Here is a 12,651-nt window from a genome sequence, read left to right on the forward strand (position 1 = left end):
CCATAGGTACTGCGCCCTACCTAGCTGTCAAATCGCCGAACTTCGGCTTGAAGACGTTGAACAGGTTCTAAAAACGCCGCCGCCAGGCGGCTTTGTTGTTTCAGGCTGATGACGACATGCAGCAAAAGGCGCAGCGGGGGAGTCCAACAGGGACGATCCCGACCGTTGGCCTGGAGAACCGCATGCCCCAATCCCGTACCCTCGAGCAAGCTGTCGACCATGTGCTGAGCACCATCGAAGGGCCGATTCATCTCGGTTTGCCCCTCGGCCTTGGCAAGCCCAACCGCTGGGTCAACGCGCTGTATGCGCGGCTGCGTGAGATGCCCGAACGGCAGCTGACCATCTACACGGCGCTGTGCCTGGGGCGCCCGCGAGCTGATCAGGAGCTGCAGCAGCGCTTTCTCGACCCCTTCGTCGAGCGGGTCTACGGCGATTACCTGGAGCTGGATTTTCTCGCCGACCTGCAGGCCGACAGGCTGCCGCCCAACGTGCGTATCGAGCAGTTCTTCCTGCAGCCCGGCAGCCTGCTCGACAGCGCGCCGACCCAGCAGGACTACACCAGCAGCAACTACAGCCACGCTGCCCGCGACCTGAACGCCAAGGGCGTCAACGTGGTGGCCCAACTGGTCGCGGTTGACGCCGCGCGCCCCCAGCACTTCAGCCTCAGCTGCAACCCGGACATCACCCTCGACCTGCTGCCGATGCTGCAGGAGCGGCGTGCCCGCGGCGAAACCATCCTCTGCGTGGCCCAGGTTCACGAGCAGTTGCCGTACATGGCGGGCGATGCCGAGCTGCCCCGCGAGGTCTTCGATATCCATCTGCAGGAGAGCGAAGCCAGCACGCTGTTTTCCACGCCTAACATGCCGGTCACCGTGCAGGATCATTGCATCGGCCTCTATGCCAGCACCCTGGTACGCGATGGCGGCAGCCTGCAGATCGGCATTGGCGCGATGGGCGATGCGGTCAGCGCCGCGCTGCTGCAACGCCATGGCGATAACCCGGCGTACCGCGCGGCGCTCGATGACCTGCAGAGCGGTCAGATGCACCCGCTCTGCACTACGTTGGGTGATCTGCAGCCGTTTCGAACCGGGCTGTACGGCTGCAGCGAAATGTTCGTCAACGGCCTGCTGGACCTGACCGAGGCCGGGGTGATTCGTCGTGTCGTCTACCCGGACGTACGCGTGCAGCGCCTGGCCAGTGCCGGCGCGCTGGATGCCAGTGGCCAGCCGCGCAGTATTCAAGCGATGCTCGATGCCGGCCTGCCCACGCGCCTGGACGATGCCGCGCTGGCCTGGATGCAGGAGGGCGGCCTGCTGGATGCCAACCTGAAGATGCAGGGCGAGAACCTGCTGCTGCCCACCGATCAGCAGTGCTCGACCGACCTGGCCGATCCGCTCAGCCAGTCAGCCCTGCGTGATTACCTGGCGCCCGCTCGGCATGGCGTGGTGGTCCATGGCGGCTTCTTTCTCGGGCCGCAATCCTTCTACGAGCGCCTCAATGCCATGACGCCGGAGCAGCGCAGCCGTTTCGGCATGACCGGTATCGGCTTCATCAACGAGCTGTACGGGCAGGAAGAACTCAAGCGGCTGCAGCGCGTGGATGCCCGCTTCATCAACAGCGCCTTTACCGTCACCCTGCTCGGCGCGGCGGTGGCCGATCAGCTGGAGGATGGCCGTGTGCTCAGTGGCGTTGGCGGGCAGTACAACTTCGTCGCCCAGGGCCATGCGCTGCCCGGCGCCCGCTCGGTCCTGCTGCTGCGTAGCTGGCGCGAATCGGCCGGTGAGGTCAGCTCCAACATCGTCTGGGAATACGGCCACGTGACCATTCCCCGCCACCTGCGTGACGTGGTGATCACCGAGTACGGTATTGCCGACCTGCGCGGCAAGACCGACTCGCAAGTGATCGAGGCGCTGCTGGCCGTGAGTGATTCACGCTTCCAGGACGAGCTGATGGAGCAGGCCATCGATGCCGGCAAGTTGCCGAAGGATTTTCGCCTCGACGCACGCTACGCCGACAACACGCCCGAGCGCCTCGAACGGATCGCCGTGGATCATCGGCCGGTGTTCGCCCAGTACCCGCTGGGCAGCGATTTCAGCGAGGAGGAGCAAGCACTGTTGCGCGCGCTGACGTGGTTGAAGGGCAAGTTTCGCTTGAGCGAAGTGCTGGAGTTGGGCAAGGCGGCGTTCGACGCGCCGCCTGCCGAGGCATTTGCAGAGGCCCTTCGCCGCATGGGCCTGGAGCAGCCCGAGGGGTTGCGCGAAGAACTGTACCAGCGCCTGGTACTGACCGGGCTGCAGGCTACTCGAGAAAGGTGACCTTGCCGCCTTCCAGGGACTTGATGCGCGCCAGGGATTCGATCCGGTAGCCCTGGGCGTCCAGGGTGCTACGGCCACTCTGGAACGACTTCTCGATCACCACGCCGATACCGGCGATGCTGGCACCGGCCTGGCCGACCAGGTCGATCAGCGCCTTGGCGGCATGGCCGTTGGCCAGGAAGTCGTCGACCAGCAGCACGTGATCATTGGCGTTCAGGTGCTTGGAGGAAATCGCCAGGGTGCTCTCGGTCTGCTTGGTGAAGGAGAACACCTTGGAAATGTACAGGTTGTCCTTCAGCGTCAGTGACTGGTACTTGCGGGCGAAGATCACCGGCACGCCCAGTTCCAGGCCGGCCATCACCGCCGGTGCGATACCCGAGGCCTCGATGGTGACGATCTTGGTGATGCCCTGACCCTTGAAGCGCTCGGCGAACTCGTGGCCGATCTCCTGCATCAGCTTGGGATCGATCTGGTGATTGAGAAAGGCATCGACCTTGAGCACCTGCTCGGAGAGGACGGTACCTTCACTGCATATCTTTTGTTTCAACGACTCCACGATCGATCCTCTGGGCTCTAGAGCAAAGCGGCGGATTTTCGCTCAAATTGCCGATCATTTGTAGCGAAAACACAGTGCGCGCCATCCGCTCGTCCATTGCCGGGCCGCGCCGGGCGCTCAGGCGCTGCGGGTCAGCCGGCGCAGGATGTCCCGCGGAATGCCACGTGGGTCCAGCGGCAGCTTGTCCGGTGCCGGCTCCAGGCCCAGCTCGAACAGCCAGTTGAGGGCGTATTCGCGCAGTTGCTTCTGCTCGTATTCCTGCCATTGCTGGCGCAGAACCGGGAAGTAGTCGATCTCGTAATCGAAGGCCTTGAGCGGCTTACGACCGGTCAGTGCGGCGCTGAGCAGCGGGTGCGCGTTGAGGTCGTTGAGGGTGAACAGAAAGGATTCGCGCATCGCCACGCGTTGGGCCACGTCGAGGTTGGGCACGTGGGCGTAGCGGTCGGGGTTGAGCTGCACCTGCTGGCGCTCATCGCTGCCCTGGTCTTCCGGCGACAGGGTCAGCAGCGTGCCGGCTTCCATGTCGAGCCAGTGTTCGAGGGTTTCGCGGCCGTTGATCAACTGGGTCAGGGTGTCGAGGTCGAGAGTGAGCGTGCGCATGGTGCCGGGCCTCTGCAAGGGGAGCTGACGATGACGGAGCCGGCTGCTGGAGCCGGCCTTTCACTCTGACTACGAAATGTTGCACTGGTGCCCGTCGGGATGGTGGGCTCGGTGAAAAGGTCGCCTGGGCTGAACCGCGCCATACCTATGTCAATTTCCCGGGTGGCGCTACGCTCGACCCGGGCTACGGATCGCACGCTTTACCAAGGGTAGCCTGGGTTGAGCTGGGCGATACCCAGGTCGATTTCCCGGGTGTCGCTGCGCTCGGCCCGGGCTACCGATTCATGCTTTCAGCGCTTGAGCATCGCCCGCATGCTGGCCAGAGCGTCGTTGCCGCGAGCCGCCTTGACCTCCACCGGCGCCTCTTCCTGGCCCTCCCAGACCAGATCCTCCGGCGGCAGCTCGTCGAGGAAACGGCTTGGCGTGCAGTCGATGATCTCACCGTACTGCTTGCGTTTGGCGGCGAAGGTCAGCGCCAGGTTGCGCTTGGCGCGGGTGATGCCCACATAGGCCAGGCGGCGCTCTTCCTCGATGGTGTCAGATTCGATGCTGGAACGGTGCGGCAGGATTTCCTCTTCGAAGCCGATGATGTATACCGATGGAAACTCCAGGCCCTTGGAGGCGTGCATGGTCATCATCTGCACGCCGTCGGCGCCTTCCTCCTCCTCCTGCTGGCGTTCGAGCATGTCGCGCAGCACCAGTTTGCCGATGGCATCCTCGATGGTCATGTCACCCTCTTCGTCCTTGTCGAGGGTGTTCTTCAGGGCATCGACCAGAAACCACACGTTGCCCATGCGCGCGTCGGCGACCTTGTCGCTGGAGGCGTTCTGGCGCAGCCAGTTCTCGTAGTCGATATCCATGACCATGCTGCGAATCGCGGCGATCGGCTCGTTGACCACGCACTGCTCGCGCACGCCGTCCATCCAGCGCTTGAAGCGCGCCAGGCGCTCGGTATAACGGCTGTCCAGGTGCTCGCCGAGGCCGATCTCGTCGCTGGCCGCGTACATGCTGATCTTGCGCTCGTTGGCGTAGTTGCCGAGTTTTTCCAGGGTCGTGGAACCGATCTCGCGGCGCGGCACGTTGATCACCCGCAGGAAGGCGTTGTCGTCGTCCGGGTTGACCAGCAGGCGGAAGTAGCTCATCAGATCCTTCACTTCCTGGCGGGCGAAGAAGCTGGTGCCGCCGGACAGGCGATAGGGAATCTGGTGGTGCTGCAACTTCAGCTCCATCAGCTTGGCCTGGTAGTTACCGCGGTAGAGGATGGCGAAATCGCTGTAGGGCCGCTGGGTGCGCAGGTGCTCGGTGAGAATCTCCAGGGCCACGCGTTCGCACTCGGCGTCTTCGTTGCGGGTGCGGATCACGCGGATCTCGTCGCCCATGCCCATCTCGCTCCACAGCTGCTTCTCGAAGGCGTGGGGGTTGTTGGCGATCAGCACGTTGGCGCACTTGAGGATGCGGCTGGTGGAGCGGTAGTTCTGCTCGAGCATCACCACCTTGAGCGACGGGTAGTCTTCCTTGAGCAGGTTGAGGTTCTCCGGCCGCGCACCGCGCCAGGCGTAGATCGACTGATCGTCGTCGCCGACCACGGTGATCTGGTTGCGCATGCCCACCAACAGCTTCACCAGCAGGTATTGGCTGGAGTTGGTGTCCTGGTATTCGTCGACGAGCAGGTAGCGGATGCGGTTCTGCCACTTTTCCAGAATGTCCTGATGCTCCTGGAACAGCTTGACCGGCAGCAGGATCAGGTCGTTGAAGTCCACCGCGTTGTACGCCTTGAGCGTGCGCTGGTAATGCAGGTAGACGATCGCCGCGGTCTGCTCCTTCGGCCCGCGGGCGTTGGCCAGGGCTTCGTCGGGCAGGATCAGGTCGTTCTTCCAGCTGTCGATGTAGTTTTTCACCTCATCGGCGCCATCGTCGCCGGCGTACTCCTTCTGCATGATGTCGGTGAGCAGGGCCTTGATGTCACCATCGTCGAAGATCGAGAAACCAGGCTTGTAGCCCAGGCGCGCATACTCCTTGCGGATGATGTTCATGCCCAGGTTGTGGAAGGTCGACACCGTCAGGCCGCGTGCTTCGGCGCCCTTGAGCAGGGTGCCGACGCGCTCCTTCATCTCGCGCGCGGCCTTGTTGGTGAAGGTCATGGCGACGATGTGCTGGGCGCGAATGCCGCAGTTCTGCACCAGATGGGCGATCTTGCGGGTAATCACGCTGGTCTTGCCGGAGCCTGCGCCGGCGAGCACCAAAAGAGGGCCGCCGACGTAGTTCACGGCTTCCTGTTGCCGGGGGTTGAGTCGGGACATCGTGTCTATCGCAGAAGAAAATGGCCGCGCATTTTAGCTGAAAGTCGGCGGCCATTTCGTGGCTTTGCTGCAGCAGCCGACAACCGTGCTCGAAAGCACGTTCACGGCGCCTGTTTGTGCCGGTGGGCTTGTCGTTTACCGGGTTTTTGTCGCAGGATGTTCGCCGATTTACACGGAAGTGATTGATTTGACGCCGGATATGGCGCACTCAGAAGCGCCGCGGGCGCTCATCTTTTCGTGCATCGGGGGACTTTTCTTGAGCGCATTCGTCGAGCCGTTGCGCCTGGTACTGCTGGCGGAAACGCCGCAGTGGAGCGAGCTGCTGCGCGAGCGCCTGGATGCCGTGAGCGGGCCGATGCCCCTGAGCTGCGCCGCCAACTGGCCGGATGCCCGACAACTGCTCGACGCCGGCGCCGATGCGGTATTGCTGACCACCCCGGCACACCTGCCGGACTTGCGGCGCTGCACGGCGCCAATCATCCTGTTGCTGGAACAGGAGCCGGCCGACACGCCGCCCCAGGTCTGCGACTGGCTGGTGCGCGATCAACTGAGCCCCGATGTGCTGCGCCGCAGCCTGCGTTACGTGCGCGAGCAGGGCCGTCTGCGCCTGACCGTGCAGCGCCTGGCCGAACAGGACGCGCTCACCGGCATCGCCAACCGGCAGGGCTTTCACACCCTGCTGGCGGCGCGCCTGGCCGAACAAGGCCGTCGCGGCGTGGCGCTGATCCAGCTGGACCTGGACAACTTTCGCCAGGCCAACGACGCCCTTGGTCATCGCGCTGGTGACCAGCTGATCCAGCAGGTGGTGGCGCGGCTCAAGCAGTACCTGCATCGCGGTGATCAGATGGCGCGCCTCGGTGGCGACGAATTCGCCCTGCTGCTCGACAGCCACGATGATATCGAACGCCTGCACGGCCGCGTGCAGCATCTGCTCGAAGCGCTGGGCGAGCCGTACTGGCTGGAGGGCGAGAGCCTGCTGCTTGGTTGCAGCCTCGGCGTGGCCCTGGCCAAGCCGGCGAGCACCGCCGATAGGCTGATGTGGCACGCCCACGTCGCCATGCAGCAAGCCAAGAGCCGCCATGGCTGCACCTACCATCTGTACGACGAACGCCTGGACCACGGCATGCGCAGCCAGGTCGACTTGCAGCGCGAGCTGCGTCGGGCACTGCGCAAGGGAGAGTTGCAACTGCATTATCAGCCCAGGTACTGCCTGCGCAGTGGCCGCATCGTTGGTCTGGAAGCCCTGGTGCGCTGGCAGCACGAACGGCATGGGCTGTTGATGCCCGGCGAGTTCGTGCCGCTGGCCGAGGAATGCGGGCTGATCGTGCCGCTCGGCTACTGGGTGATCGACCGCGCGATGCGCGACATGCAGTGGCTGCGCGAGCGTGGCCATCCGCCGTTGCACATGGCGGTCAACCTGTCGTTTCGCCAGTTCCAGGACGGCCAGCTGTTGCCGACCCTGGAGCGACTCATCGACAGCTGCGGCATCGACAGTCACTGGCTGGAGTTCGAGCTGACCGAAACCGCGGTGATGCGCCGCAGCGAATACGTGCTGCAGACCATGCGCCGCCTGGGCCACCTGGGCGTGCGCTTCTCCCTGGACGACTTCGGCACCGGATTCTCGTCGTTCGAGCACCTGAGCAATCTGCCCATCGCCCTGCTGAAGATCGACCGCAGTTTCGTCACCGGCATGGAGCAGCGCCCGCAGAGCCAGCGGCTGGTGCAGGCAATGATCAGCCTGGCCCACAACCTTGACCTGCAGGTGGTCGCCGAAGGGGTGGAAAACCAGGAGCAACTGCGCCTGCTGCGCGAGTTCGGCTGCGATCAGGTGCAGGGGTACCTGATCAGCCGCGCCGTGCCCCGCGCCGAGCTGGACGGCGTGCTGACCCAGGCGCAGGTGTCGCCGCCCGGTTCACGGCAACGCGACGGCTGACTTTACGCTAGGGTCTGTTCCCGTTTCACGCACGGCCGCGCCGGAGCCAGTTTTTGTGCGAGGCAAGGACCGCGCCCGCTCCAGGCGGGCTTGCGGCATTTCCCACATCCATGTGGGGCACACAGATGTGAAGTTTGGCGGGCCAAATGAGCCATCGAGTAACGCCGCATCGCACAAAAAACTGGCCCGGCCCTTGGGGTTGCGCGGGAAATGGCCTCCGCTGTCGTTGCAGGACTTGGCAAGGGAGCAACCATTCCCTGCGTCCTGCGCCTAACCGGAGGCCATTTCTCGCAGCAACGCGGCTCGCGCTGAAACGGGAACAGACCCTAGGTCAGGCAGGGTGCTGCGCCGGCACTTTGCACCCGCTGCAGGCGTGTGGTCTTCCAGCGAAAGCCCAGTACCAGGCCGGTCGCCGTCACGGCCAGCCCGGCGGCCAAGCCCCACCACACGCCATGGGCGCCCCAGCCGAGAGGGAAGGCCAGCAGCCAGGCCAGCGGCGCGCCGACGCACCAGTAGCCGGTCAGGCCGATCACCAGGGTCAGGCGGCCGTCGTTGAGGCCGCGAATCGCGCCCATGGCGACGCTCTGCAGGCCATCGAACAGCTCGAACCAGGCGGCGATCGCCAGCAGGCTCACCGCCAGGGTGACGATATCGGCGAACGCCGGATCGTGGCGGTCGAGGAACAGGGCGATGATAAACTCCGGCAGCAACCAGAACGCCAGGGCGAACATCAGCATCAGCGCGGCGCCCATGCCCATGCCCAGATGACCGGCCAGGCGTGACAGGTGCAGGCGACCCGCGCCGTAGTGCATGCCGACGCGGAAGGTCACCGCATAGGACAGGCCATGGGGCACGATGAAGGCCAGGGCGACCGACTGCATGGCAATCTGGTGCGCCGCCAACTGCACGCTGCCCAGGGCACCCATGCACAGCGTGGCGAAGGTGAACAGCCCTTGCTCGGCGGCGTAGGTGCCACCGATCGGCAGGCCGAGGCGGAGCAGGTCGCGGATTTCGGCGCGTTGTGGGCGACCCAGCCCGCCGCGCAGCCGATAGCGCTGATAGGTTGGCGAAATGAGGATGTGCAGCCCCAGGGCCAGGGCCATGGCGCTGCTGACCAGCGCGGTGGTCAGGCCGATACCGCTCAGGCCCAGGTCCACGCCCAACCAGCCCTTGATCAGCGCATAATTGATGACGAAGTTGGCAAGGGTGCCGACGATGCTGATGGTCATCACCGGGCCGGGATGGCCGATGGCGCTGGTGAAACCGCGCAGGGCCATGAAACAGAGGTAGGCGGGCAGGCCCAGCGATAGGGGACGCAGGAACGTCATGGCCTCGCTGGCAGCGGCCGGGTCCTGCCCCAGGTGCGGCAATAGCGGGCCCAGGCCATTGAGGCACAAGGCACTGACCACGCCGAGCAGCATGGCCAGCCACAGGCCATTGCGGAGCAGGCGGGTCACGCCGCTCACGTCACCGGCGCCATGGCGGATGGCGGCCAGGCTGCCGACCGCTGCGATCACGCCCGTGCAGAAAATCGAGAAGATGAAGTAGCAGGTCGCGCCCAATGCACCGCCGGCCAGCTGGCCAGGGCCGAGCATGGCCATCATCAGCGTGTCGGTGAAAATCATCAGTGCGTGGGCCAGCTGCGCGGAGATCAGCGGGCCGGCTAGGCGCAACAGGGCGCCCAGCTCGTGACCAAGTGGATTCTTCATGATGAGTAAAACTTCGGCAGGGTAGGCATCCCCGGTCTTTCGGGGAAAGCGCGATAACGGCTATTCTCCGGTTTGTAACGAGTGGCCACAAAAGGAAAATAGCCATGTCAGGCATGAGTAAGACTCATGGGGCGGTGCGGTGAGCCGTCGCCTGCCACCGCTCTATGCACTACGCGCCTTCGAGGCCGCTGCGCGTCATCTGTCCTTTACCCGCGCCGCCGATGAGCTGGCGATCACTCAGAGTGCCGTCAGTCGGCACATTCGCACCCTGGAAGAGCATTTCGCCTGCCGACTGTTCGAGCGCCGCGGACGGGCGCTACACCTGACCGAGCCGGCGAGCATGCTGCTGCCCGGGGTACACGAGGGGTTCGAGTCACTGGAACGAGCCTGTGCGACCCTGCGTGTGGAGGATGGCACCCTGCGCCTCAAGGCACCTTCGACCCTGACCATGCGCTGGTTGCTGGCGCGCCTGTCGCTGTTTCGCGCCCGGCAGGCCGATCTCGAGGTGCAACTCACCAGCGCCTGGATGGATCTCGACCGTGTGGATTTCCTGCACGAGCCCTTCGACTGTGCCGTGCTGCTGGGCGTCGGTTCTTTCAGTGACGAGTGGCACAGCGTGCGGCTGTTCGAGGAATGGCTGATCCCGGTTTGCGCGCCTGGCGCCTCCGGCGAGCCTCCTTGGGATGTCGGCCGGCTGCAACGGGCCGAGCTGGTGCATCCCACACCCGATCGTCGCGACTGGCGGCGCTGGCTGCAGGCCATGGGCCTGGCCGATCAGGTGTCGCTCAGGGGCGGCCAGGTGTTCGACACCCTGGAGCTGGGCATCGTCGCCGCCGCCCGGGGTTACGGCGTGTCGATCGGCGATCTCGCAATGGTCGCCGAGGACGTGCTGCTGGGCCGTCTGGCGCTGCCCTGGCCGACCGCCGTGTCCAGCGGCGAAAGCTATTACCTGGTGTGGCCCAAGGCGCGCCGCGGCCAGGAGCGTTTCGAGCGGTTGGCCGAGTTTCTGCTCGCGGAAGTCGCGGCCATGCAGTTGCCCGACGTACAACTCAGGCGCTAGAAAATCGCTGAAAACGTGCACCTGCGAGACGTTTTTCGTTACTTAGGGTAAAAATTGGAGTGATAGCGTCACGATGGCCATTGACGCACTAAAACTCTCAAGTATTCTCCGCGCTCGCCGACCTACAGGCTGATCATTATTTATTCAATCCCTCCATACAGGGACGATGGAGCTCGGAGATGTTTCATGAACCAACCTCGTTCCCGTATCGCCTGGCAACTGGCGACGGCCCTGGCCGCCATGCTGGTGCTGCTGATCAGTGTGAGTACCGTATTCGCCCTGCGCTCGCTGAGCAGCGCCAACCTGGTGACGCGCGAGGAGCACCTGGGCAGCGAAGCACGCTTGCTGGCCGATCAGCTGAGCACCTTCCACGAGAGCCTGCGCGAAAGCACGCAGCGCCTGGCCGGCCTGTTCGAGCGCCGCTTCAGCAGCGGCCTGCGCGTCAGCCCGGACGAGCGAGTGAGCGTCGGCGGCCTGCAAGCGCCCGCCCTGTACCTGGGCAGCACCCAACTGAACAACGATTTCAGCGAAGTCGATGAATTTCGCCGCCTGACCGCCGGTGTGGCGACCATCTTCGTGCGTGATGGCGAAGATTTCGTGCGCGTTACCACCTCGCTGACCAAGCAGGACGGCGGCCGTGCCATCGGCACCGTACTCGATCGCAAGCACCCGGCTTATGTACGCCTGCTGGCCGGCGAAAGCTATGTGGGCCGCGCGCTGCTGTTCGAGCGCTTTTACATGACCCAGTACACGCCGGTACGCGACAGCGCCGGGCGGGTCATCGCCGTGCTGTTCGTCGGCTTCGACTACACCGATGCGCAGAACGCCCAGTTCGCCAACCTGGAGCGCTTCCGCATCGGCAGCACCGGTTCCCTGGCCCTGCTCGACGACCAGAACAAATGGCTGGTGGCACCCTATGGTGCGCAACGTCCCGAGCAACTGACCGCCAACATGACCAATGTGCTCGGCACCCCGGGCAAGGGTGGTTTCTGGAGCGACGGCGCCCAGGAGTTCTACAGCGTCGCCGTGCCGTTCGCTGGCGGGCCGTGGACCGTGGTGGCGAGCATGCCGGAAGAAGAGATCCAGGCCGTAACCTGGCGCGTTGGCAGCCAACTGGCGATCGGCAGCCTGGTGACCCTGGTGCTGGCCGTGCTGGCGGTGATCTGGCTGCTGCGTCGCAAGCTGCGTCCGCTCGGCGACCTGGTACGTCAGGCCCAGGCCCTGGGTGCCGGCGACCTCAGCGTACGCCTGCAGGTCAGCAGCCATGACGAGATCGGCGAGCTGTCGCGCAGCTTCAACCAGATGAGCGAAGCGCTGTCGACCATGGTCGCGCGCATTCGCAGCGCTGCCGGCAACGTCAGCCAGCGCGCCGAGGCGCTGTCCGGCCTGTCGCGTGGTGCCTATGACGGTATCGAGCAGCAGTCCGGCGAGATCAGCAGCATGGCTGGCGCGGTGGAAGAGTTCAGCGCCACTTCGCTGAACATCGCCGACAACATGCGCAGCACCGAGCGCATGGCCAGCGAGAACGCCAGCCAGACGCGCATCGGCCGCACCTCGATGGAAGAGGCGTCCAATGCGCTGGAGCAGATATCCACCTCGCTGAACAGTGCGGCCAAGGTCATCGATAGCCTGGGCCAGCGTTCCCAGGAGATCGGCGGCATTCTCAGCGTGATCACCTCGATCGCCGACCAGACCAACCTGCTGGCACTCAACGCGGCCATCGAAGCAGCACGCGCGGGTGAGCAGGGTCGCGGCTTCGCCGTGGTTGCCGATGAAGTGCGCAGCCTGGCCGGTCGCACCCGTGAAGCGACCACCGAGATTTCCAGCATGATCGGCAGCATCCAGGGGGAGACCAGCAGCGCGATCAGCACCATGGAGCAGGGCCGCCAGCTGATGCAGAACGGCCTGGAGCTCAACGCCAAGGTCGCTGCGGCGCTGACCCAGATCGCCGAGCAGACCAGCGCCGCTGGCGAGCAGTTCGCCGCCATCACCACCGCTACCAGCGAGCAGAGCAGCACCGCCACGGTGCTGAGCAGCAACCTGCAGAGCATCGCCCTGGCCAACGGCGAACAGCGTGAAGTGATCGCCAACCTGGCGCACACCTCCAGGGAGCTGGAAACCCTGGCCACCGACCTGCACCGCGAAGTCGAGCGCTTCCGCTAAGCCCGCCCTCTACGG

The 12,651-nt window shown here is 64.7% G+C and carries 8 protein-coding genes and 1 pseudogene; 5 read left to right on the top strand and 4 right to left on the bottom strand.

Annotated elements, in window-relative coordinates; translation table 11 throughout:
* The first annotated feature begins 182 nt into the window (after positions 1–182).
* Entirely contained in the window at positions 183–2,315 is a 2,133-nt protein-coding gene (locus tag BVH03_RS04215; protein ID WP_075960010.1) for an acetyl-CoA hydrolase/transferase C-terminal domain-containing protein, read from the top strand.
* Here BVH03_RS04215 and BVH03_RS04220 read toward each other — a convergent pair.
* From BVH03_RS04220 to rep, 3 genes are all read right to left on the bottom strand, one after another.
* The gene (locus tag BVH03_RS04220) at positions 2,299–2,871 is read right to left on the bottom strand and encodes a xanthine phosphoribosyltransferase (RefSeq protein WP_013789825.1); all 573 of its coding nucleotides are present in this window, start codon (positions 2,869–2,871) and stop codon (positions 2,299–2,301) included. The genes BVH03_RS04215 and BVH03_RS04220 overlap by 17 nt on opposite strands.
* Positions 2,872–2,988: 117 nt before the next feature.
* Positions 2,989–3,471: a UPF0158 family protein gene (locus BVH03_RS04225; RefSeq protein ID WP_075960011.1), complete on the bottom strand. Its 483-nt coding sequence runs from the start codon at positions 3,469–3,471 to the stop codon at positions 2,989–2,991.
* A gap of 290 nt (positions 3,472–3,761) precedes the next feature.
* Positions 3,762–5,771: a DNA helicase Rep gene (gene rep, locus BVH03_RS04230; protein WP_075960012.1), complete on the bottom strand. Its 2,010-nt coding sequence runs from the start codon at positions 5,769–5,771 to the stop codon at positions 3,762–3,764.
* Between the two features lie 256 nt (positions 5,772–6,027).
* On the opposite strand from rep, the gene BVH03_RS04235 reads away from it, so the two are divergent.
* The gene (locus tag BVH03_RS04235; RefSeq protein WP_075960127.1) at positions 6,028–7,704 is read left to right on the top strand and encodes a bifunctional diguanylate cyclase/phosphodiesterase; all 1,677 of its coding nucleotides are present in this window, start codon (positions 6,028–6,030) and stop codon (positions 7,702–7,704) included.
* A gap of 326 nt (positions 7,705–8,030) precedes the next feature.
* Here BVH03_RS04235 and BVH03_RS04240 read toward each other — a convergent pair whose 3' ends face one another.
* Positions 8,031–9,413, bottom strand: coding sequence for a NorM family multidrug efflux MATE transporter (locus tag BVH03_RS04240; RefSeq protein ID WP_075960013.1), 1,383 nt, complete (start codon positions 9,411–9,413; stop codon positions 8,031–8,033).
* 139 nt (positions 9,414–9,552) lie between these two features.
* On the opposite strand from BVH03_RS04240, the gene BVH03_RS04245 reads away from it, so the two are divergent.
* The 3 genes and pseudogenes from BVH03_RS04245 (at position 9,553) to BVH03_RS27160 (ending at position 12,636) form a co-directional block, all read left to right on the top strand.
* A complete protein-coding gene (locus tag BVH03_RS04245) occupies positions 9,553–10,473 on the top strand; it encodes a LysR substrate-binding domain-containing protein (RefSeq protein ID WP_075960014.1) in 921 nt (306 codons plus the stop codon).
* Positions 10,474–10,713: 240 nt separating this feature from the next.
* Positions 10,714–11,781, top strand: a pseudogene (locus BVH03_RS27155) (Cache 3/Cache 2 fusion domain-containing protein); the annotation flags it as partial.
* A 132-nt stretch (positions 11,782–11,913) separates the two neighbouring features.
* A complete protein-coding gene (locus tag BVH03_RS27160) occupies positions 11,914–12,636 on the top strand; it encodes a methyl-accepting chemotaxis protein (RefSeq protein ID WP_371915340.1) in 723 nt (240 codons plus the stop codon).
* Positions 12,637–12,651 lie beyond the last annotated feature (15 nt).

Origin of the sequence: Pseudomonas sp. PA15(2017) (assembly GCF_001945395.1) — a bacterium.
Classification (GTDB): Bacteria; Pseudomonadota; Gammaproteobacteria; order Pseudomonadales; family Pseudomonadaceae; genus Aquipseudomonas.